The 22543-nt window shown below is 55.2% G+C and carries 22 protein-coding genes and 1 CRISPR repeat array (1 of these 23 running past the window's edge); of the genes, 17 read left to right on the forward strand and 5 right to left on the reverse strand.

Going from position 1 to position 22543, the window contains the following annotated elements:
* The first annotated feature begins 232 nt into the window (after positions 1–232).
* The 4 genes from ABH899_RS00960 to ABH899_RS00975 all read left to right on the forward strand — a co-directional run bounded on the left by ABH899_RS00960 (position 233) and on the right by ABH899_RS00975 (position 3685).
* Positions 233–1006 carry a sporulation protein gene (locus tag ABH899_RS00960; RefSeq protein WP_369993205.1) on the forward strand — a complete coding sequence of 258 codons (774 nt, stop codon included), beginning with the start codon at positions 233–235 and terminating at the stop codon, positions 1004–1006.
* Positions 1007–1037: 31 nt separating this feature from the next.
* Positions 1038–1463 (forward strand): hypothetical protein, encoded by a 426-nt coding sequence (locus ABH899_RS00965; RefSeq protein ID WP_369993207.1) that lies wholly within the window; start codon positions 1038–1040, stop codon positions 1461–1463.
* Between the two features lie 179 nt (positions 1464–1642).
* Positions 1643–2194, forward strand: coding sequence for a cysteine hydrolase family protein (locus ABH899_RS00970; RefSeq protein ID WP_218228269.1), 552 nt, complete (start codon positions 1643–1645; stop codon positions 2192–2194).
* A gap of 42 nt (positions 2195–2236) precedes the next feature.
* On the forward strand, positions 2237–3685 hold the full coding sequence (locus ABH899_RS00975; protein ID WP_218228270.1) for a nicotinate phosphoribosyltransferase: 1449 nt from the start codon (positions 2237–2239) through the stop codon (positions 3683–3685).
* A gap of 110 nt (positions 3686–3795) precedes the next feature.
* Here the strand turns inward: ABH899_RS00975 and ABH899_RS00980 are convergent, their stop codons facing one another.
* Positions 3796–5121 carry an MFS transporter gene (locus ABH899_RS00980; protein WP_009673317.1) on the reverse strand — a complete coding sequence of 442 codons (1326 nt, stop codon included), beginning with the start codon at positions 5119–5121 and terminating at the stop codon, positions 3796–3798.
* A 233-nt stretch (positions 5122–5354) separates the two neighbouring features.
* On the opposite strand from ABH899_RS00980, the gene ABH899_RS00985 reads away from it, so the two are divergent.
* Both ABH899_RS00985 and ABH899_RS00990 read left to right on the forward strand, forming a co-directional pair.
* Complete coding sequence (locus tag ABH899_RS00985; protein ID WP_369993210.1) at positions 5355–6116, forward strand: NAD-dependent protein deacylase; 762 nt, start codon at positions 5355–5357, stop codon at positions 6114–6116.
* 141 nt (positions 6117–6257) lie between these two features.
* Positions 6258–7877, forward strand: coding sequence for a phosphodiester glycosidase family protein (locus ABH899_RS00990; protein ID WP_369993213.1), 1620 nt, complete (start codon positions 6258–6260; stop codon positions 7875–7877).
* Between the two features lie 522 nt (positions 7878–8399).
* Here ABH899_RS00990 and namA read toward each other — a convergent pair.
* From namA to ABH899_RS01010, 4 genes are all read right to left on the reverse strand, one after another.
* Entirely contained in the window at positions 8400–9410 is a 1011-nt protein-coding gene (namA, locus tag ABH899_RS00995) for an NADPH dehydrogenase NamA (protein WP_369993215.1), read from the reverse strand.
* An 88-nt stretch (positions 9411–9498) separates the two neighbouring features.
* A complete protein-coding gene (locus ABH899_RS01000) occupies positions 9499–10245 on the reverse strand; it encodes an amino acid ABC transporter ATP-binding protein (RefSeq protein ID WP_369993217.1) in 747 nt (248 codons plus the stop codon).
* 9 nt (positions 10246–10254) lie between these two features.
* Complete coding sequence (locus ABH899_RS01005) at positions 10255–10932, reverse strand: amino acid ABC transporter permease (RefSeq protein WP_218228275.1); 678 nt, start codon at positions 10930–10932, stop codon at positions 10255–10257.
* A gap of 31 nt (positions 10933–10963) precedes the next feature.
* Positions 10964–11806, reverse strand: coding sequence for an amino acid ABC transporter substrate-binding protein (locus tag ABH899_RS01010; RefSeq protein ID WP_218228276.1), 843 nt, complete (start codon positions 11804–11806; stop codon positions 10964–10966).
* Positions 11807–11908: 102 nt separating this feature from the next.
* On the opposite strand from ABH899_RS01010, the gene ABH899_RS01015 reads away from it, so the two are divergent.
* From ABH899_RS01015 to ABH899_RS01065, 11 genes are all read left to right on the forward strand, one after another.
* A complete protein-coding gene (locus tag ABH899_RS01015) occupies positions 11909–12304 on the forward strand; it encodes a YvaD family protein (RefSeq protein ID WP_369993220.1) in 396 nt (131 codons plus the stop codon).
* A 419-nt stretch (positions 12305–12723) separates the two neighbouring features.
* On the forward strand, positions 12724–13740 hold the full coding sequence (locus ABH899_RS01020) for an NAD-dependent epimerase/dehydratase family protein (protein WP_369993222.1): 1017 nt from the start codon (positions 12724–12726) through the stop codon (positions 13738–13740).
* A 2-nt stretch (positions 13741–13742) separates the two neighbouring features.
* On the forward strand, positions 13743–14813 hold the full coding sequence (locus tag ABH899_RS01025; RefSeq protein ID WP_369993225.1) for a dihydrodipicolinate synthase family protein: 1071 nt from the start codon (positions 13743–13745) through the stop codon (positions 14811–14813).
* Positions 14814–15293: 480 nt separating this feature from the next.
* The gene (gene sdaAB / locus ABH899_RS01030) at positions 15294–15974 is read left to right on the forward strand and encodes an L-serine ammonia-lyase, iron-sulfur-dependent subunit beta (RefSeq protein WP_009673333.1); all 681 of its coding nucleotides are present in this window, start codon (positions 15294–15296) and stop codon (positions 15972–15974) included.
* On the forward strand, positions 15971–16858 hold the full coding sequence (sdaAA, locus tag ABH899_RS01035; protein WP_009673351.1) for an L-serine ammonia-lyase, iron-sulfur-dependent, subunit alpha: 888 nt from the start codon (positions 15971–15973) through the stop codon (positions 16856–16858). The genes sdaAB and sdaAA overlap by 4 nt, the downstream gene beginning before the upstream one ends.
* Before the next feature lie 486 nt (positions 16859–17344).
* Positions 17345–18274 (forward strand): ADP-ribosylglycohydrolase family protein, encoded by a 930-nt coding sequence (locus ABH899_RS01040; RefSeq protein WP_369993226.1) that lies wholly within the window; start codon positions 17345–17347, stop codon positions 18272–18274.
* Positions 18275–18420: 146 nt separating this feature from the next.
* Positions 18421–19014 carry a hypothetical protein gene (locus tag ABH899_RS01045; protein ID WP_369993227.1) on the forward strand — a complete coding sequence of 198 codons (594 nt, stop codon included), beginning with the start codon at positions 18421–18423 and terminating at the stop codon, positions 19012–19014.
* Positions 19015–19117: 103 nt separating this feature from the next.
* The gene (locus ABH899_RS01050; RefSeq protein ID WP_369993229.1) at positions 19118–19462 is read left to right on the forward strand and encodes a hypothetical protein; all 345 of its coding nucleotides are present in this window, start codon (positions 19118–19120) and stop codon (positions 19460–19462) included.
* A complete protein-coding gene (locus ABH899_RS01055; protein WP_369993230.1) occupies positions 19428–19595 on the forward strand; it encodes an Imm51 family immunity protein in 168 nt (55 codons plus the stop codon). Before ABH899_RS01050 ends, ABH899_RS01055 begins: the two co-directional genes overlap by 35 nt.
* A gap of 257 nt (positions 19596–19852) precedes the next feature.
* The gene (locus ABH899_RS01060) at positions 19853–20527 is read left to right on the forward strand and encodes a hypothetical protein (protein WP_369993231.1); all 675 of its coding nucleotides are present in this window, start codon (positions 19853–19855) and stop codon (positions 20525–20527) included.
* 154 nt (positions 20528–20681) lie between these two features.
* Positions 20682–21107: an SRPBCC family protein gene (locus ABH899_RS01065; protein ID WP_369993232.1), complete on the forward strand. Its 426-nt coding sequence runs from the start codon at positions 20682–20684 to the stop codon at positions 21105–21107.
* A gap of 372 nt (positions 21108–21479) precedes the next feature.
* Positions 21480–22543: a CRISPR direct-repeat array (repeat unit 32 nt; unit sequence GTCGCTCCTCACGTAGGAGCGTGGATTGAAAC); it runs 650 nt beyond the window's last position.

The following is a 22543-nucleotide window of genomic DNA, read 5'->3' on the forward strand; positions in this document are numbered from 1 at the left end:
CTGATAGAGGCTTTCGTCCTACTGTTAAAAGAAGGGAGGTCCCGAAACAGGGTAGAAGGTCCGAGATTTCAGTAAAAAAGCAAGTGAAATCGGCTTTTCCGCAGGCTCCGGCTCCTTTCGCAAGGAGCCTTTTTTACGTGCGGCCGGAATTGTTCCGAAGACACGATTGTCCAAATCATGTATAATTTTCTCGAAAGATTTCTATTTTTTAGCAAGTTCAGGAGGATGAAGAATGACGTTTTTCCAACGGATGCTGGCCAGTATCGGTTTTGGCGCCGCTCAAGTGGATACACGCCTCAGCAAGAATGCCTATTACCCGGGTGAAGAGGTCGAAGGTGTCGTTCATATCCGCGGGGGCCAAGTCGAACAACGTATCGAGGAGATTTATATTTCGCTGGTCACCGAATACAAACGCGAAGTCAATAACAGTCATGTGAAGGAAACGAGAGAAATTGCCAAATACCTCGTTTCGGACCCGTTCACGCTCGGACCGAACGAAGAGATGGAGGTGCCGTTCCGGTTCAGGCTGGCCGAACATACACCGCTTACGCTGGGGCATACTCCGGTCTGGTTCTCAACCGGGCTCGATATTGCCAGCGCAATCGACCCGAGCGATTCCGACCGGATTGAAGTCATTCCCTCCCCGGAGATGCAGGTCGTGTTCGACGCCGCGGACCAGCTCGGCTTCCGGCTCCGGGAGGCGGAGGTGAAGCAGTCGCCGAGGTTCGGCGGACGGATCGGCCTGCTGCAGGAATTCGAATTCGTTCCGGCCGGCCGTTTTCGCAGCGAGCTGGATGAGCTGGAAATCAGCTTCCTGCCGGCGACGGAAGGTCTGGAGCTGCTGCTGCAGATCGACCGCAAGGCCAGAGGCTTAGCCGGCTTTATCGCGGAGGCTGCGGACGCGGATGAAACGCTCCTCCGGCTCCGCATTCCTCCGGCAGATCTGGGCAGAGGTCCTTCCTACATGGCCGGTGTGCTGGCCGAATTGATTCAAGATCATCTGTAAAATCAACCTTTTACGAAAGATGGGGGAACCTATGCCTGCCGGAAGCAAAGCGAAGACGACGCTTTTTCTGAGCCTTATTTTCCCGATGTATGCCGGAGTAGGCCTGTGGGCCGCGGATTTGCTGACAGGCACCCGGGCAACATCGCCGGAAGGGAGTCTGCTCGGGAGCTTTTTCCTTCTGCTCGGAATTTTCATGGCGTTTCCGTTTTATTTTATTTCGTTCTTTCCGCTCGGCAAATTGCTCGGGTGTCTGCATTCCACCCAGCCGGTCAAAGCGCTGGCATATGCGGCTGCGGGAGGGCTGGGCGGCTATTGGCTTTTGTCCAATCTACACGGAGGACTGCTGGAAGAACAGCAAGGCATGGGGGCGGCAGCCGGAGTTCTTGTTTTTGCCGCGCTCGGTCTCTTGCTCGCTTGGACGGAAACTTATCTGGAACAGAAATTCGGAGCTGCTTAAGGAGAAACAGCCAAAAAGGAAGCCAGAGAAGGATAAGAGAACCAGGACTGCCGCGTGTCCGGCGCAGCGGTCTTTTTTGTTGTCTGGAAAGGGCGGGGCCCGTTTGATTTTAGAGGGTCGGAGTGATATGATCGTTACAAACTTTTAAGCCTAAGATTCGGGGAAGGGGTTATCGGGTTATGAAAGCTTTGATCGTCATTGACTATACGTACGATTTTGTCGAAGGCAAGCTTCCGGTAGGGGATCCCGCGATTGCCATAGAGGAGAGAATTACGGCGCTCACGGAGGAATTTCTGGAAGAGGGCGGCTTTGTCGTCATGGCCGTGGATTTCCATCGTTTGAACGAGCCTTTTCATCCGGAAACGAAGCTGTTTCCGCCTCACAATATAGAGGGCACCAGTGGACGCGAGCTGTACGGCCGTTTAAATACCCTTTACCGGGAAAAGGAAGGCCAGATCTTGTGGCTGGATAAAACGCGGTACAGCGCGTTCTGCGGTACGGATCTGGAGCTGCAACTGCGTGCGCGGGGGATTCAGGAAGTTCATCTGGCCGGCGTCTGCACGGATATTTGCGTCCTGCATACGGCCGTGGATGCGTATAACAAGGCTTTCGAGCTGATCGTCCACGAGGATGCCGTGGCCAGCTTTAACCCGGACGGGCACACGTTTGCCCTAAACCATTTCCGTACTTCGCTGGGCGCTCAAGTCGTGAGAGGCAGCGAACCGGTCTAACAGCAGGACTACTACATTGTCAGGAACAGGTGAGACGAATTCATGAGCAGCATACCGAATTTAACCTTACATACGGATAAGTATCAGATCAACATGATGTACGCCCACTGGAAGAACGGTTCCCACCGCCAGAAAGCGGTATTCGAAGCGTTCTTCCGGAAGCTTCCTTTCGGGAACGGATACGCGGTCTTTGCAGGTTTGCAGCGTCTCATCGACTATGTACACCACCTTAAGTTCGACGAGCCGGCTCTGCGCTATTTGAGCGAGCAGGAAGAGAATTACGACGAAGGGTTTCTGGAAGAATTAAAAGCGTTCCGTTTCGGCGGGTCGATCTACTCGATGGAGGAGGGAACGCTCGTTTTCGCGAACGAGCCGCTCGTACGGGTAGAAGGGACGATTTTCGAAACCCAGCTGATCGAAACGGCTCTGCTTAATTTTATCAACTACCAGACGCTGATTGCGACGAAGGCTTCCCGCATTAAAAACGTGTCTCCGGCCGACACGTTCCTGGAATTCGGCACACGGCGCGCCCAGGAAGCGGACGCCGCGGTATGGGGAGCGCGGGCCTCGTATATCGCCGGCTTCGACGCCACCTCGAACGTGCTGGCCGGCATGATGTTCGGCATCCCTTCCAAAGGGACCCACGCCCATTCCTGGGTGCAGGGACACGCTACGGAGCAGGAAGCGTTCGATACATTCGCCGAGGCGCTGCCGAATCAGGTGACGCTGCTTGTGGACACGTACCATACGCTGAAAAGCGGCGTGCCGCATGCGATCCAAACGGCGAAAAAGATGGAAGAGCAGGGGAAACGGATGCAGGCGATCCGTCTGGACAGCGGCGACCTGGCTTATCTGTCCATCAAAGCCCGCAAAATGCTCGACGAAGCGGGGCTGGAGTACGTGAAAATCGTGGCGTCCAACGACCTCGACGAGAACACGATTTTGAACCTGAAGGCGCAGGGAGCCCGGATCGACACGTGGGGAGTGGGTACCCAGTTGATCACCGCGGCCGACCAGCCTTCGCTCGGCGGCGTCTACAAGCTAGTGGCGATCGAGGAAAACGGCGTCATGGTGCCGAAGATCAAGATCTCCGGTAATCCCGAGAAAGTATCCACGCCGGGCTGGAAGGATGTCTACCGGATTATCGGCTCCGATACGGGCAAAGCTATCGCCGATTACATTGTGCTGCATGACGAGACGGACGTCCAGGAAGGCAGGAAGATCAAGCTTTTCGATCCCGTTCATCCGTATATTTATAAATATGTGGACGAGTATAAGGCGGTCAAGCTGCTGAAACCCGTCTTTGAAGACGGCAAGCAGGTATACGAGGTGCCTTCCTTGGAAGAAATGAGGGCTCATCACCGGAAGCAGCTCGACCAGTTCTGGCCGGAATATCTACGCAAGCTGAACCCGGAGAAGTATGCGGTTGATCTCAGCACCAAGACGTGGGAAATGAAAATGAAAATGATTGAAAACTTCAATTTCGGCTGATTGATCAAAAGCCCCGTACCGGGGGACGAGTGCTTCGTCCTTCGGATACGGGGCTGCTTTTTGCATAATCGGTTAATTTGGAAACGGGAGAAGGCGGGGCCTCTGTCCGGTCAAACCGTTTCGTGCTGCTCCGGAATGCGCTTGTGCACAATGAGGCCGATGACGACCATAACCAGAAGGGAACCGAGCGCAACCCGGCTGGCCAAGGTGCCCTGATCCTGGAGCAGGAAGGTGATCGTCCCGTACAGAACCGGTCCCACAATCGAGGACACTTTGCCGGAGAAGGCGAAGAGGCCGAAGAATTGGCCGCGTTTGTCCGGGGGCGAGAGCTCCACGATCAAGGTACGCGAGGTCACCCACATGGACCCCATGGAAATTCCGTAGATGACGCCGGCCGCCCAGAACATGGGCTCGTTGACGGCTGTCGTTCCCAGGCCGATGGCGACGATCAGCAGCAGGGCGACATAGACGACCGCGCGCTTGGCCCCGTATTTCCGGGTCAGGTAGCCGAAGACGAAGGAACCGAATATGCTCGAAACGGTCGCCACGAGATACAAGATGAGGAACCTGACAGTTGAAAAGCCGACCACGGTTTTGGCGTACACGGCCATCACGGAGATGGCGGTCTGCAGGGCATCATTGAAGAAGAAGTAGGCCACCATGAACAGGAAAATAGGCCGGTATTTCTTCATTTCTTTGAAGGTGGCCGCGATTTCCTTGTAGCCGCTTAAAAATCCCGTCTGCCCGCCGGAACGGGGTGCGGGAGCCGCCTCTTTGTAGAAGAGCATAAGCGGCAGCGCAAAAAGCAGGTAAAGCAGCGCGCTGGGCAGGAAGGTCTGCTCATACTGCTGTCCGCTTGCCAGCGGGTACACGGAGAGCCCGATCAGGGTACCGATATACCCGAGCGCGACGCCGAACCCCGAGATGAGGGGGATTTCCCTGGAATTTCCCAGATCGGAAATCATCGCATCATAGAACACGACCGACGAGCTGAAAAAGAACTTGGCGATGACGAAAAAGAACAGGACGCCCGCCACGGCAAGGGGAAGCCCCAAAAACGAGGCGCTGCTTTGCCAGTTGGCCGATAATGCCATGAGCAGCGTAAATCCGATCGCGAGCAGCGTGAACGGGACCATAAGGCCTTTCTTGCGGCCGGTACGGTCCATCCAGACGCCGTACAGCGGACTGAGCAGGACGATGAGCAGGCCCGAGAGAGCGTTGGTATACGTAATGAACGTGCTGGCCACCTGATCCATCCGTGCATCGCCGCCGATTACCTGGGTCAAGTAAAACGGGAAGAACAACGTGACGATGTTGGAGGAGAAAATCGTGTTGGCCAAATCGTTTAATCCCCAGGAGAGAACGGGCCTGGACAGAAAAAGCTTGCGTCCTTTCGCAGGGAGGGGCGCCGGTGTGACCGGGTTCGTTTGAGACATGAGGCACCTTCCTTTTCACGGGTTAAAAAATGTTAAGCACTGTATTTAAACGGATTTTTTTCTTGTACACACTTATTCGCCCGGCTTTACCGGAATTCCTCTCCTTTTACCTAATATTTGCAATCGCTTTCTGGAAGGTGCAAGAAATAAGGTACAATAAGGAGAACCCTTTCGAAATTCTGGGGCCGCGAAAGGCCGGGTTTGTATTTATTTCAATTCAGGGAGGGCTCAAAATGAGCGAACTGCCATCGAATGAAAACCATACGGAAAATCTCCGCCGTCTGATTGACGAAAGTGAGCGCATCGTGTTCTTCGGCGGTGCGGGCACTTCCACGGAAAGCGGGATTCCCGATTTCCGCTCTTCAAGCGGCTTGTACAACAATGGGGCGGAGTACGACTATCCGCCGGAAGTGATGCTGAGCCGCAGCTTTTTTATCCGCGAGCCGGAGAAGTTCTACGCCTTCTACAGGGGCGAGATGCTTCATCCGGCAGCCAGGCCGAACCCGGCCCATCTGGCGCTTGCGGAGCTGGAGCGAAGCGGCAAGCTTACCGCCGTCATTACGCAGAATATCGACGGACTCCATCAGCTTGCCGGAAGCAAGCGCGTTCTGGAGCTGCACGGCTCCGTGCTCCGGAACAAATGCCTCTCCTGCGGCGAAGGCTACGGACTGGATGCGGTCATGGAAAGCATCGAGACGGTGCCCCGCTGCACGGTGTGCGGAGGCATCATCAAGCCGGACGTCGTTCTCTACGAGGAAGGGCTGGATGCGCATGTGCTGGGCGAAGCGGTGGCTCAAATCGCCGCGGCCGATTTGCTGATCGTCGGCGGCACCTCGCTGACGGTTCAGCCCGCCGCAGGCATGGTAGGCCGGTTCCGCAGTGGCCGTCTGGCCCTGATCAACCTGGACCCGACTCCATACGATTCGCACGCTTCCTGTATTATCCGGGAGCCGATCGGAAAAGTGCTGGCTCCTTTTGCGGAAAAAAGGGTTTAAACGGCTTTTTCGAGAAGAGAAAGACTGATTCGGGAAGGAATCCGGCGGGTCCGACGGCGAATTTTATTCGACAGGAGCGGACGCTGGTTGGCGGTTGAACCAGACAGGGCCGGATTACAATGTCAAAGGAGACATGACAGCATGAGACGCGGTCTGGATATAGCAGGATACGCTTTTTCCCGGTTGGGTAAGCGGGGGAGTTTAACGGAAGGCGCGGGCAGGCGGAAAGCGCAATCGGATGTTGCAAGAGCGGAGGTTTTGAATGCGGGTGGCGGCCGAAAGGACCTTTGGCCGAATGCCGTGTACGCCGGAGCCAAAGGAGCTTTGCGTACGGGAGCGGCCGCGCTGCTGATCGGCGGCATCCTGTTCGCGGCGGGCCCTGCCCGTCAAGCTCTTGCCGACGATGCGGTCACAAGCGGCAGCAGGCAGGTAAGCGCCGGCGGGAAAAGCTTCGCCGTCAAATGGGTGCGCGTCGATGTGACGGACCCTTATCTCGAGGTTGTGCCCGTTTCGGCATCGCGCGGAATCGGGTACGACGAGAGCTTCTCGTCCATGATCGCCAGGACGGGAGCGGTCGCCGCGGTGAACGGGACTTTTTTTAACGCGTATGAAAAAGACGCCTCAATCCGTTACCCGAACGGCCTTATGCTGAAAGACGGGGAGCTGCTGCATTCCGGGGAGAACCAGTCCCTGGTTGTGGATGCGGACAAGACGGTGGATATCCGGAAACTCAAGATGTCCTATACGATTACGGCGACTCACGGCGGGAAGGATTATACGTTTTCTCCGTGGGGGACCAATAAGGATTACGGCGATTCCCAGCCCGACCAGGTCGTCTGGTTTACGCCCGAATACAAAGCTGCCGTCAGCAAAAGCGGAACGACGAAGGTGGTGGTGCGGGACGGCGTCATCACGGCCATTACAGGCGATGCCGTGTACGTACCGTACGACGGGTACGTTTGTCTGATCGGAAACAGCTCGAACAACAAGAGCAACCTGCTTCCTCACCTCCATGTGGGCGACACCGTCAAAACGAAGCTGGAAGTGACGGAGAACGGCCAGCGCGTTCAAGGAGCGGAGCTGTGGCAGAGTGCCACGGGGGTCGGACCCAAGCTCGTGACCGGCGGCAAGGTGGATATCGACCCTGCCCGGGACGGCTTCACCGATCCGAAAATCACGAAGCAGGCCGCTATGCGCAGCTTTGTGGGCGCGGATGCCCAGGGCAGACTCGTCATGGGGACGGTTAACGGCGCAACGATGAACGATCTCGCGCAGATCGCGCTCTCGATGGGCTTGACCGATGCCATGAACTTGGACGGCGGGGCCAGTTCGGGGCTGTACGCCAACGGAAGCATGCTGACGGCCCCCGGCCGGGCTCTGAGCAACGCGCTTGTGGTGAAGAGACACGCGACCCCGCAGGTGCAGGTTGCGGTGAACGGCCAGCTGTCTGCGGGCTTCAAAGGTTTTGTCGGCGGAGAGACGACGATGGTCCCCATGCGTCCTTTGCTGAACGCGATGAATACCGAATACAAGTGGGACAACGCGGCGCATTCCCTGACCTTGAAGAAGGGGGACGTCGAGATGGTCATGACCGTCGGCAGCTATTATATCCGCGTCAACGGCACGGATTACTGGGTGCCTGCGGCGCCGCAGCTGTTGGATAATTATTTGTATGTCCCATTGCGTTTCACGGCCGAGAAGATCGGGGCGGAGGTCAAGTGGGATCAGAGATTGTACCGGGCCGACATTGTGCTTCCCTAAATCTTTTAAGTCCCTGCCGCCGGGCAGGGGCTTTTCTTTATGTCTTCACGCGTGCAATCCTCCGGCATTTTCGCTTGCGTGGCAGCTCCGGGGGCCGGGAGGCGCCGCATGACGCTGGTAACTGTATGCTTACGGGGAGGCGTCCGCGCACCGGCAGGCACCCGTAGGTGAGCAGGCAGTGTATGCGCACCGGCAGGCACCCGTAGGTGAGCAGGCAGTGTATGCGCACCGGCAGGCGTCCATAGGCGAGCAGGCAGCGTATGCGCATCGGCAGGCGTCCATAGGCGAGCAGGCAGCGTATGCGCACCGGCAGCAGGCGTCCATAGGCGAGCAGGCAGCGTATGCGCACCGGCAGCAGGCGTCCATAGGCGAGCAGGCAGCGTATGCGCACCGGCAGGCGCCCATAGGTGAGCAGGCAGCGTATGCGCACCGGCAGGCGTCCCATATGCGTCCGCACGCAAAAAAAGCCGGCCCGGCATCGGGACTCTTCGTGAGTCCGATGCCGGCCGGCTTAAGCCGCGTTTACCAGGCGCGCGTGTACTGCTTCGGGGCAAAAGCGGGCTCGACTCCGAGCTCGCGCGCTGCCGTGCGGGGCCAGTACGGGTCTCTCAGCAGCTCGCGGCCGATGAAGATGAGATCGGCCTGTCCGCGCTCGAGAATATCCTCGGCCTGCTTGCCGCCCGTAATGAGGCCCACCGCCCCTGTCGGAATGACGGCCGTGTTCTTGATCTGGTCGGCCAGGGATACCTGATAGCCCGGGTAGACGTCGATCTTGGCGGGAACGACGCCGCCGGAAGAGCAGTCGATCAGATCGACGCCCTGTTCCTTCATGAGGGAGGCGAAGAACGCGTAGTCCTGTATGCTGTTCCCGTTCGGGTCGTACTCATCCGCCGAGACGCGGACGAACAGCGGGCCGTCCCACTGCTCCTTGACGGCGTTGATGATTTCCTGCAGGAAGCGGTAGCGGTTCTGTCTGCTTCCCCCGTATTCATCCGTCCGGTGATTGGACAGGGGCGAGAGGAATTCGTTGATAAGGTAGCCGTGAGCGCCGTGAATTTCAATCACGTCGAACCCGGCGGCTTTCGCTCTCCGGGCCGCGTCGGCAAACGCCCGGACGGTCTCGGAAATCTGCTCCGGCGTCATTTCTTCCGGCGTCTTGCCGCCTGGAAAAGGGATGGCGGACGGAGCGACGATAGGCCCGTCCAGCTCCGCTTTGCGTCCGGCGTGCGCGATCTGGATGCCTACCTTCGATCCGTGGCTGCGGATCAGCCCGACCAGCTCGCGCAGCCCCTCGACGTGGCCGTCGCTCCAGATGCCCAGATCCTGCGGAGAGATGCGGCCCTGCTCCGTCACGGCGGAGGCTTCCAGGATGAGGAGGCCGGCACCGCCGACCGCTCTGGAAGAGTAATGGGTCCGGTGCCAGTCGGTCACTTTGCCGTCCCGGTTTTCGCAGGAATACATGCACATCGGCGACATGACGATCCGGTTGGGAAGGGTAACGTTCCGGATAGTAAACGGTTCGAACAATTTCATGGAAAAACCCGCCTTTCCGACAAATTTATGTACGCTGCTCGTTCCATTATACTCCTCACCGCATGCTGCGATCAAAAAACAGCGGGGATTAGCCTCCGGAAATGCGGTGCAGAAAGCGCCGAGTCCGCTCATGGGACGGCGAGTCCAGCACCTGTGCCGGAGAGCCTTCCTCGACGATGACCCCGCCGTCCACGAATACGATGCGGTCGGCCACGTCGCGGGCGAACTTCATCTCGTGGGTGACGATGACCATGGTCATTCCTTCGCGCGCGAGCTGCCGGATGACCTCGAGGACATCTCCCACGAGCTCCGGATCAAGCGCCGAGGTCGGCTCGTCGAACAGCAGGACGAGCGGGTTCATCGCCATGGCGCGGGCGATCCCGACACGCTGCTGCTGGCCCCCGGACAGCTGGTGGGGGTACAGCCCGGCTTTATCGGCAAGCCCGACCTTGGCGAGCAGTTCCTGCGCCCTGTCCCGCGCTTCGGCGGCTCGCTTCCCCTGCACCGTGACGGGCCCCTCCATGACGTTGGCCAGCGCGGTCATGTGGGGGAACAGCTCGTACGACTGGAACACCATGCCCGTCTGCCTGCGCAGGGTCAGGATGTCCTGGGAGGACGGCTTCCTGCCGCCGGTAAAGTCCAGCCCGGCATCGCCGATCCGAAGCGATCCGGCGTCCGGCACTTCCAAGAGATTGATGCAGCGGAGGAGTGTCGTTTTGCCGGAACCCGACGGCCCGATGACGACGACAGTCTCGCCACGGGCGACGTTCAGGCTGATGCCGCGAAGCACTTCCTGGGACTGAAACTGTTTTTTTAGGTGGGAGAGTTCGATCATAAGAGCCTCCTATCTGGCGGCGTAACGGTCGAAGCGCCGTTCCAGCAGCCGCTGGGCATACGTGAGTACCGTGCTGAACAGCAAATACAGAAGAGCCGCCTCGCAGTAGAGCAGCATGGGCTCGTAATACACCGCCGTCCTCTGCTGGGCAATCTGGAACAGCTCCGTCAGCGTAATCGTAGCCGCAAGCGACGAGTCCTTCACCAGAGAGATGAAGGAATTGGACAACGGGGGGACCGAAACCCTTGCGGCCTGGGGCAGAACAATCCGGCGCAGAGCCTGCCTGCGGGTCATCCCGATGGAATAGGCGGCCTCCCACTGTCCCCGTGAAATGGACAAAATGGCGGCGCGGATGATTTCGGAGTTATAGGCGCCCACACTCAGCGTAAAAGCCAGCACGGCGGCCGGGAACGCATCAATGGTCCAGCCCAGGCTGGGCAGGCCGTAATAGATGATGAACAACTGCACGAGGAGCGGGGTCCCCCGGATGATCCAGACATAAAAAGCGGCAATACCCGCCAAGAGCCTCCAGCGCGAAAGTCTCGCCAAGGCTGTCGCGAACGCGAGGGCCAGACCGAGCGCAAAGGAGATCAGCGTCAAGGTGACCGTGTACTGCAGTCCCGCTTTCAGCATCGGCCAAAGCGATTCCATAAAAATTTGAAGCAGCCGTTCGCTGCGCTCGGACATACGATTTCAACCCCGTTTCGTCAAGTGCTTGTTACTTGGACACGTCCGTTCCGAACCATTTGTTCGAAATGTTCAGGTAGGTACCGTCCTGTTTCATGGAAGCCAGCGCTTCGTTGACGGCTTTAACCAGATCGTTGTTGTTTTTGTTAAAAAGGAAAGCGCTCCGGGACGCTTCCGTCGTTTCCGCGACGACTTTGATCGGCGCATCGGGCTTCTGCTTTTTGAAGTCGAGGTAGGACAGGTTATCGTTGATGGTCGCATCGATACGTTTGGAAATAAGGAGCTCGATCGCCTGGTTGAACCCTTCGATCGCGACGATTTCCGCGCCGTTCTTCTTGGCGATATCCGCGAGGTTGCTGGTGAGCGACTGCCCGGATTTTTTGCCTTTCAGGTCCTCTAGTTTCGTAATATCCTTGTTGTCTTCGCGCACGATAAGAACGGCTTTGGAGACGATGTACGGATCGGAGAAATCGTACTTTTCTTTGCGGTCTTCGCGGATGGACACCTCGTTGGCTACCAGGTCGAAGCGCTTGGCATCCAGCCCGGCGAGCATGCCGTTCCAGTTCGTTTCCTGAAACTCCGCCTGGACGCCGAGTCTTTTCGCCACTTCTTCCGCGAGTTCCACGTCGAATCCCGTCAGTTTGCCGGATTTATCGTGGAATGTGAAAGGAGCGTAGGTGCCTTCCGTGCCGATGCGGATTTTTCCGGCGGATTTGACCGCGTCCAGTGTGCCCGCTCCGGCGGAAGGAGTGGCGGCGCCGGGCGAGGGCGAAGGAGACGGCGCGGGGGTAGCGGTTTTGCCGCACCCGGCGAGCAGCAGGGTACAGGCGAATACGGCGGTCAGAGCGATGCCGCCTTTGCGGAAAGATTTCATTTGTCTATGCCTCCAGTAACTTGTTATATTTTGTATAGGTTTCCTTAACCGCTCGGAATTATGAATGAGATTCCCAAAAGTTTTCGTCACGGAGGTTGCATCATGAAAGGGTTGAAGCCGTTTTTTTTCGTTACGGACATCGGATTTATCGTGTACTGGCTGGTTACGTTTTTCCATCTGCTCCCGGACAGCGCATTGTTCAAAGATTACGACAATCCCGTTATCGTCGCCTGGAACTGGTCCTTCTTTCCCCTGGATCTTCTTATTTCGTTCACGGGACTGCTCAGTTTGTATCTTCAGAGGAAAAAAAAGGCGGCATGGCGCAGCTGGGCGCTCGTTTCCCTGGTCCTGACGTTCTGTTCGGGTTTGCAGGCGATCGCATTCTGGGGATTCAGCGGCGATTTCGACGCGGCCTGGTGGGCCTTCAACCTGTATTTGATGGTCTATCCGCTGTTCTTCCTGCGGTATTTTATCGCGCGGGAGCCGTCTTCGGCGTAAGGATGCAAGGGAAAAAGCGGACAAGGCAAAGCCCCCGGTTATATGCCGGAGGGCTTTTTTGCTGTCGATAGAAGTTTATCTCATGGGTTATCATCGGCGGCCGGAGCTTCCGGAAACGTACCAGGCTGTGCTTACGCATATTTAGACCTCTTACAGATAGTTGTCTCTAATTCATGCGTCCAAGCAGGAGAACCTCAGCGGCGAATAAATAGACAAAGCGATCAAAAATTTCTTAAAATAACTTGATATATATGGAATTTACACCTGTTAACAGTTTTTTTCCTCCCTTAAGATGACCTTCCCAGGTTTCCGATTTAGAGACGAATTATCGTATTTATAAGACAATTTAAAGACCTTGTCTTTATATCGTGCGGCATGAAATACTTGAACTATCTTGGGAAGCAAAAGGGGAGACTTCTATGAAAACCGTTCAGGAACTGGAAGCAAAACTGGCGCAGCCGTCCGAGGCGCTTATCAACGATATCGCGAAGCTGGAAGGGGATATTATGCTCCTCGGGATCGGGGGTAAGATGGGACCGAGCCTGGCGAGGCTGGCGATGAACGCCATCAAAGAAGCGGGCGTGGACAAAAAAGTATACGGGGCTTCCCGGTTCTCATCCGGTGGTTTGCGGGAAGAGCTTGAGGGAGACGGGGTCAAGACGTTTGCAGTGGACCTTCTTGACGACGAACAGCTCCGGGGACTGCCGGATGTGAAAAATATCATCTACATGGCGGGCAACAAATTCGGAACGACAGGCAACGAGCATTTTACGTGGGCGATGAATTCGTATTTGCCGGGACGCGTAGCCGAGAAGTACCGGGATTCGAGAATCGTCGTGTTTTCCACGGGGAACGTTTATCCGATTACGCCGGTTCACCAAGGGGGCGCCACGGAGAGCACACCGCCCGCATCCGTCGGGGAATACGGTCAGTCCAGTCTGGGACGGGAGCGGGTGTTCACGTACTTTTCTCACAAATATAACATTCCGATGGCGATCTACCGGCTGAATTACGCCATTGATATGCGCTATGGAGTGCTGCTCGAAATCGCCAAATCCGTCAAAGCGGGCAAGCCGATCGACATTACGATGGGGCACGCGAACGTGATCTGGCAGGGAGACGCGAACGAAATCGCCATCCGCTGTCTGAATCATTGCAGCACGCCGCCTGCGGTGTTTAACGTCACGGGGCCTGAGACGCTTTCGCTGCGCTGGGTCGCTAATGAATTCGGCAGCAGGCTCGGAGTCGAGCCGATCTTCGAAGGCAGCGAGTCGGATACGGCGCTGCTGAGCAATTCATCGAAGGCAAGCCAGACGTTCGGCTACCCGAAAGTGTCCGTTCTGCAAATGATCGACTGGATTGCGGAGTGGGTGGAGGCGGACGGCCATACGTGGAACAAACCGACCCATTTCCAGGAGAGAGAGGGGAAATTCTGATCATGGCAGCCCGTAAAAACTTAAGTCCCGACATGCTGGCCGCGCTGCATGACGGCGTGGCGATTCCGGCCCATCCTCTCGCGCTCGACGAGAACAGGCAGTTCGATGAAAAGCGCCAGCGGGCGCTGACCCGCTACTATATCGCATCGGGAGCGGGCGGGATCGCCGTGGGCGTCCACTCCACCCAGTTCGAGATCCGAGACGAGGAGGTCGGACTGCTGGAGCCGGTTTTGCGCCTTGCGGCCGAGGAAGTGGAGAAAGCGGACCTCCGGCGTCCTTTTTTCAAAATCGCGGGAATCTGCGGCCCCACGGAGCAAGCGGTCCGGGAAGCGGAGCTGGCCGTAAAGCTCGGCTATGATATCGGATTACTGAGCATGGGCGGCTTAACAGGGTACGACGAAGCTCAAATTGTGGAGCGGACCCGCGCCGTCGCCGAGCTTATTCCGGTGTTCGGGTTTTACCTCCAGCCTTCGGTCGGCGGACGGATTTTCAGTTACGATTTCTGGAGGCAGTTCGCGGACATTCCGGGCGTCGTGGCGATCAAAATGGCGCCGTTCAACCGCTACCAGACGATTGACGTCGTCCGGGCCGTCTGCTGCTCGGAGCGCCGGGACGAGATTGCGCTCTATACGGGCAACGACGACAATATTGTCACGGATTTGCTGACGACTTACCGGTTTCAGGCGAACGGACAGACGGTAGAGAAAAAAATCGTCGGCGGCTTGCTGGGGCACTGGGCTGTCTGGACGCATAAAGCGGTGGAACTGCTGGAAGCGGTCAAAAAAGTCAGAGACAACCGCGATATTCCGGCGGAATGGCTGACTCGGAACCTTGAGGTGACGGACGCGAACGCGGCGTTTTTCGATCCCGCGCATCATTTCGAGGGCTGCATTCCAGGCATCCACGAAGTGCTGCGCAGGCAGGGCCTTCTGCAGGGGCGCTGGTGCCTCAACCCGAGCGAAGAGCTCTCTCCGGGACAAATGGAGGAAATCGACCGCGTTTACCGGGATTATCCCCATTTGAACGACGACGCGTTCGTGAAGGCGCATCTCAGTGAGTGGCTCGCGGACTAATCGGTGGAAGACGGGGCGGACCGGCCGCCCGCAGACCAGGCTGGGCACCCATAGGCCAGGGAAGCCGCCTGTAGAAACGGCAAGATGTGATTCCACTTCCAAACTGCCTTTTAACGACAAGCAATTCTAGTCTATACAGCGGCGTTTATGGAACTTGTGAGTATGCGGGTGCATTCAAGCCAAGTTTCAGCAAGCTGTCTGTTGGCCGTTTCGGCTCATTCCGCCCTTTATTGCTCCGTTCTTCCGGCAGTCTGCCGACAGTTCTGCCACCAGTTCTGCCATAAGTTCTGCCATCAGCTAAACCCCGCTTTGAAAAATGTGCGGCCCGTTACAAGATCCGGCAGTTGAATAGAGACGAGAATCGCAATAGAATAAGAATTAGGTGCTGGTCAATTAATTTGCGGGATCAGCCCGGCCGAGCGGAAAGGCGTGTAAACGCTGCCGCCCTGCTAAAATGATTAGGACAGGGAGGAATACTGGGTGCGGTTTAAAGATGTTTTTTCGATTATCGGTCCTTCGATGATCGGCCCATCGAGCTCCCATACGGCCGGAGCCATCCGTCTCGGGCGGGTGGCCAGGCAGCTATTCGGTCAGCAGCCGGACAAAGCCGAGCTGACTTTTTACGGGTCTTTTGCCGATACGTACCGCGGCCACGGGACAGATTTGGCGATTGTCGGCGGCCTGCTGGACTATGAGACGGACAACAGCCGGATTCCGGACTCACTGGAGGATGCGGAAGCGGCGGGGGTCGAAATCGTTTTTCATACGAGCAAAGGGCTGACCGTTCATCCGAATACAGCGAAAATCGTTCTCTATGCCGGCGGCCAGGAAATGAGCATGGTCGGCGCATCGATAGGCGGAGGCAATATCGAAATTCTAGGGATTAACCAATTCGATCTCAAGTTCACGGGAGAATTCCCGACGCTGGTCGTTTCCCATCATGACCGGCCCGGAATGATCGCCGACATTACCGCTATTTTGCAGAAACACCATGTCAATATCGGGTATATGGATCTGGACCGCAAAGGCCGCAACGGCGACGCCATGACGGTGATTGAAGCGGATTCCGTGATTACGGATGACCTGATCGGGGAGATTTTGCAGCTGAGCGAGGTAGACGGAGTGAAGATCGTGGATCTGAAGGAAAGAGGGCAATCATGAGATTTCGGACGCTTAAAGAACTGGCGGATATTTGCACGGCCGAGAACAAGTCGATTTCCGAGTTTATGCTGGAGGAACAGGCGAAGGAATCCGGCCGCAGCACGGAGCAGGAATTCGGGAAAATGGCCGATTACTACAAGATCATGAAGGAAGCGGTGCAAAAAGGACTCACCGAGGACACGACGTCCCGCAGCGGACTGACCGGCATGGACGCCCAGCGCGTCATGAGCTATATGTCCGGCTCCGTTCCGTCCGTGGGCGAGGAAGCGTGCCGGGCGATGGCCTACGCGCTTGCGGTGTCCGAAGTGAACGCGTCCATGGGCCGCATCATCGCGACACCGACCGCAGGCTCCTGCGGCATCATCCCCGGCGTGTTCGTCAGCGCCCAGCAGCGGTTCGGCTGGGATGACGACCACCTCGTGACGGGACTGTTCAGCGCCGGAGCCATCGGCTACATCATCGCGAACAACTCGTTCGTGTCCGGCGCCGAGGGAGGCTGCCAGGCCGAGGTCGGTTCCGCCATCGGCATGGCGGCGGGCGCGATGGTCGAGCTGCGCGGCGGAACGCCCGCGCAGGCGGTGCACGCCGTCGGCCTGGCGCTGAAAAACACGCTCGGGCTCATCTGCGATCCCGTCGGCGGCCTCGTGGAGATTCCGTGCATCGTCCGCAACGGCTTCGGCGCCGTCAATGCGCTGGCCGCCGCGGACATGGCCCTTGCGGGCGTGCGCAGCGCGATTCCGTCCGACGAAGTCATCCAGGTGATGTACGAGGCCGGATCCGCTATGCCCGAGAAGTACAGGGAAACGGCCAAGGGCGGTCTGGCCCAAACGCCGACGGGCAAAAAAATGATGCAGGAGCTGAAGCTCAGCCGCAAACGTACTTAAGAGGTTGCAAGCCGGGCGCAGCGCAAGTCCTGTTTCAATACATGCTCCTCCAGGGCATGGAGCCGTCTCTGCCTACAGGGGATGAAAACAGTACACCTCGCGCATGGCGGACCACTGCAATGCAGGGTCTCACCGTGCGCTGGAAGCTCGCATGGTACAACACAGACGCGTCCGGACTGCCGGGCGTGTCTTTTTTTGCGGATGGGAGTTGGGCAGAGCAGAGGAAGTCTTGGAACGGACGAAGCGTGCTTAACCATTGCCCAGGACTTCTCACCGCGGCGCGCCGTGTGGTGCCTTGTGGCGCCGCAAGACGGCGGTCACCTGCATCGGAACTGCGCGCGATGCGCCGCAAGACAGCGTCACACGCACCGGAACTGCGTGCGATGCGTCGCAGTACGCAGCAGGCTTGTTTTAAAGGGAGAAAGGAAATCGGTCGCCCGCTGAAGAATTTTTATACATACAACCAAGCTGGGAGGCTGAAACGTTATGGAATTTACCCTGGACCGTTTTCATGGCTGCCTGGCCGGTCTCGCCGCGGGGGATGCGCTGGGGACGGCGGTGGAATTCAGCAGACCGGGAACGTTCGAACCCCTTCGCGATATGGTCGGCGGCGGTGTTTTTGGTCTGCGGCCTGGCCAGTGGACCGACGATACGTCGATGGCGCTTTGTCTGGCCGAAAGCCTGCTGGAAACGGGCGGCTTCGATCCCGCCGATCAGATGAACCGCTACGTAAGCTGGTTCAGAGAGGGATACATGAGCAGCACGGGCGCGTGCTTTGACATCGGAAACGCGACGCGGGAAGCGCTGCTGCTCTTCGAGCGTACCGGTGAGCCTTTCAGCGGCTCGAGCGACCCGTATTCCGCGGGCAACGGCTCCATCATGAGGCTGGCTCCCGTGCCGATGTTCTATGCCGCCGATCCGGCGGCGGCCGTCCGCTTCGCGGTGCAGAGCTCCCGCACGACGCACGGCACGGCGGAGTGCCTGCAGGCCTGCGGGCTGCTCGCCTGCTATCTCCTCGCGGGCTTGCGCGGCCGGAGCAAAACGGAGCTCCTGGAGCCGGATGCTTACCGCGAATGGATGGCGGCGGCCGGACTGGAGCTGTCCGGGGGTCTCGCCGAGATCCTCGGCGGCTCTTACCGGCATAAGGAGCCGCCTGCGATCAAAGGCTCCGGCTATGTCGTCCAGTCGCTGGAAGCCGCATTGTGGGCTTTCGACAAGTCCTCAAACTTCGAGGACGGGGCCCTGCTGGCCGTCAATCTGGGCGACGACGCCGACACGACGGGAGCCGTTTACGGGCAGATTGCCGGGGCTTACTACGGCTATGACGGCATACCGGAATCGTGGCGGGAGAAGCTGGCGATGGGCGAGGAGATCGAGGAGACAGCGCGGAAGCTGCTTGACTTGCAGCGTGCTTAACGCTTGTTTAATAATGTGTGTTGTCAGAATTAATGCGAATTTTTCGAAATTTCAGAAAATTATTTTTCAATATTGATGATAAATGTATAAATATTCATAACTAAATATAAAGGTGGTATAAAGGAAAATGGTGATGATAGAACTATATGGATACTAAAAAAAATATTGAAAATATCAGCCTATTAAAAGAGAAACTGTCTGATTGGCATAAATTGAGTGATGAAGAGCTGTTTCTTGCTGTAAAAGAGTTTGAGAAAACGCCCAGGTTAGAGGTTTCAATTTATTATCAAGATTTATTTAATGATCCGAAGTTTTCTAAAACCCTTCTTGATATCTATAATAAGCATAAGGATAATACTAAACTTGTAGTTCTGCTTGTTTCAGCAATTGGGAATATGATTCAGAGATATGATCTTCCGGAAACTAAGGAAATTTACGAATTCATGCTGGAAAATTGTGATAAAAGTAAGATAGGACCTTACGTTTCAATATTCCTGCCTAAATTGAAGCATTTTGAAAATTACGATAAAAAATGGGAATATTTTATGAATATTAAAAAAATGTCACCCAAAAAAGTAGCCGAAAGTTCTTTTGAAACTATAATGGATTTGTATTTAGAAAAAATTCCGGAACCATATAAAAATGAGGCCATAGAATATTTTAATAAAAAAGTAGAAGAGTCTAACAATGAATACGGTAAACAATACTATCAGGCTATCATTAATAAAATCAAGAGTTAATCAGGGTTTGCTGAATGCTCGGAAAATCGCTGAAAACCGCGTTACAACAAGGGATTTAAAAGAGACGCTCAGTTTTTCAACTCCTATAAGGAAGTGTTTTAAAATGAAAATATTCAGTACGGCACCGGAAGGAAATGAATTGGCACAATATGTTGGAGTAGATTATATTAAGTTTTCTATTTCGACAATTGAGAGCGTAACTGATTGGATGAAAAAAAATGATAATATGGCTCAACCACTTCTGGCAAATATCGATTTATTGTTAATGATTTCACATAAATATACGACAGATGCTAATTTGTTGTTAGAAAAAAGAAAAATACAAGAATGGAAACAGGTTTTTAATGATTGGTTTGCACGTTGTGAAAGCAAAATACCTGCTAAATATAGAGAGGGTATAAAAGAAAATGGTGATGAACTTTCATCTGGCAGAAGTTATCAGATTTGATCCTGAAGCAGGAATGTTCTGTGCCTATTCTTCAAATCCTGAAAGCTTAAAAGAATTTATTGTAGACTTTAAAAAAGTCTGTGAAGATGAGGCTGTAATAAAGGATTTATTTTCAAGAGCAGAATTGGATTAATACTTATCTAAAATTAAGGCCCTAATTTCTCAATAAATATGACACCACACATTATAAGTAAGCGGCTTCGGGAGAACTTGGAGCGTCGCACCGATATCCATCGAAGCGATAAGCTGAAAAAGGAAGCCGTCAGCGGCTTCTTTTTCTTTTTCCGGCGTGCGAAAAGAACAGGGCAAACGTGCAAAATTTTCCTCTAACTTGAACCGGATTCTGCTATACTAGAAGTCTTGAAACTACACGGGAGGCTGTATTTTTTTATGTGGAATTCGATTGGCATGTTAAGTTTACTCGGTTGTGTCGCTTTGTTCGTATGGGCCGTTGTCGCCGTTATCCGGAAAAACGGAAAAGCCAAAAAGATTTTTATGGGGTCCGGGGCCTGTTTCGTGCTGATGATAGTGGGCGCGGTAAATGCGGGACCCGAGAAGCCTCTGAACGTGCCGGTGTCAACGCCTGCCGGTGCCAAAGCGCCGTCTGCGGACCAGACCCCCGTTGTCGCCCCTGAGCAGGGGACGCAGCAGGGCGGGGCATCTGCCGACGAAAACCGGGAAGACGATGCCGATACGGACACCACGGTCATCGTACCGTATAAGTCGGCTAAGCCGACCGTAACGCCGAGACCAACCTTGACACCCAAGCCGACGGCAAAAGTATCGCCTTCACCGTCCGCTTCCCCGACGGTTAAACCCGCGGCAACGAACACGTCAAAACCGACGGCGTCGCCAACGGCAAAACCGGGAACCACGCTGTCGCCCAAACCGACCTCTTCATCGTCGCCTAAACCCACGGCTTCCGCTTCTCCGAAACCGACGGCAGCGCCCAAGCCGACACCACGACCGGAAACCGCCAAGCCGACCCCGACGCCGGCTGCTAAACCGTCTACACCTTCGCCGCCTTCCACGCCGAAACCGACTCCGAAAACGTCGAAGGGATGAGGGCGGGAGTTCTCTCTTTTATAGAGGGAGTTTTTAATCTGTTTTTCGAATGAATGATCGGTAATATTGGGTGTTTTTTGAACTATCGTTTCCCATTTGCACAGTGGTATAATTAGCGATAGTACAAATCTAATAGAGTGGGGCGATACTTATAATGGAAACCGGCGATAAAGTAACAATAACGGTAGAAGCTACCGTTCATGCTCCCGTTGAAAAAGTGTGGGAATATTGGACAGAACCACAGCATATAACGAAATGGTCTTTTGCTTCTGATGACTGGCATGCCCCGAAAGCCGAAAATGATTTAAGGGCTGGCGGAAAATTTCTCACAAGAATGGAAGCGAAAGATGGAAGTTTTGGATTTGAATTCGGTGGAGAATATGATGAAGTCAGAATAAATGAATTTATTTCTTACACTCTTGGAGATGGAAGAAAGGTTACGATCACGTTTATTGATCAAGAAAACAACACGAAGGTAATTGAAGCTTTTGAAGCGGAAGCCGCCAACTCCGTTGAGATGCAAAAAGCAGGATGGCAGGCGATTTTAGATAATTTCAAAAAATATAGTGAATCTGTTTAAGGAAAAATAAACTTCGTTCAAAGCAGAGACCCTTCATTTTGGTCAAGATCCCATTTAGTGGACTTTGAAAAAAACCGGCGACGAGCTGGCATCGGTACTCAATCGGTGTCAGCTTCTTTAATTTTCATAGTGGACGACTACGGTTATAAAAATGAGCGTCGAAGGGATAAGGACGAGGGTTAGCTTTCAGGCTCCTTAACCTGTCGCGAACCCCAAGCTCACATAAAAACCCTGGGAGGTTCGCGAACCGCTTGGTGATTGGGATGTTATAGATTTTATAGACTTTTGAATGTCGGCTAATTATGCTAGAAGTAGAGGTTCGCGGAAACTAGGGTAAAAAGCCTTGCTGTATAAGGCTTTCTAGCGTACGCTGTCGCTCCTCACGTAGGAGCGTGGATTGAAACGTGCGCTGATGAGATACTTGCACTTAATATCGTCTGTCGCTCCTCACGTAGGAGCGTGGATTGAAACCATTGGTTGATCATTTACCTTTGCCTCCTTTGGGTCGCTCCTCACGTAGGAGCGTGGATTGAAACATTCGCGAATGCTTACGAGTTGGGGCGCCGATTAGCCGTCGCTCCTCACGTAGGAGCGTGGATTGAAACTCAAATGGCGAGAATTGCGAAAACAGCGCTAGACCAAGTCGCTCCTCACGTAGGAGCGTGGATTGAAACAATGGTCGCCTGCTCAATTCCCGCAGCGCCGCATGTCGCTCCTCACGTAGGAGCGTGGATTGAAACTCCGGAGTGATCGGTGTCGTGCTGTACCCAATAGGTCGCTCCTCACGTAGGAGCGTGGATTGAAACATCCGAATTGTAAGCACGTCATAACACCGATCCGAAGTCGCTCCTCACGTAGGAGCGTGGATTGAAACTCGCGGTAACCACAAACATAGAACGACGAATCAGTCGCTCCTCACGTAGGAGCGTGGATTGAAACTATACATGCCATTGTTGTTCGATTGTAGAGGACCAAGTCGCTCCTCACGTAGGAGCGTGGATTGAAACTTGGATGAGCAAGAGCAGGCTGCCAAGGAACGTTTAAGGTCGCTCCTCACGTAGGAGCGTGGATTGAAACCACATTTCTGCATCGCTCAGAATACCCTTGGCGGCCGTCGCTCCTCACGTAGGAGCGTGGATTGAAACGGTCAACAACAACCGGGCGTCACTCAACGGAGACGGTCGCTCCTCACGTAGGAGCGTGGATTGAAACAAGCCAAAAAACAGCATTGTAATTACAAAAATGGTCGCTCCTCACGTAGGAGCGTGGATTGAAACTTGTTATCCTGCACCAACTTGACCTGGTTTGCCGTGTCGCTCCTCACGTAGGAGCGTGGATTGAAACACCAGGTGGAATATAAAGGCCGCCCGGTGTGCTAGGGTCGCTCCTCACGTAGGAGCGTGGATTGAAACTCAAAGATTACGATGGCACGGACC

The organism is Paenibacillus sp. RC84 (assembly GCF_041260495.1).
Taxonomy (GTDB): domain Bacteria; phylum Bacillota; class Bacilli; order Paenibacillales; family NBRC-103111; genus Paenibacillus_F.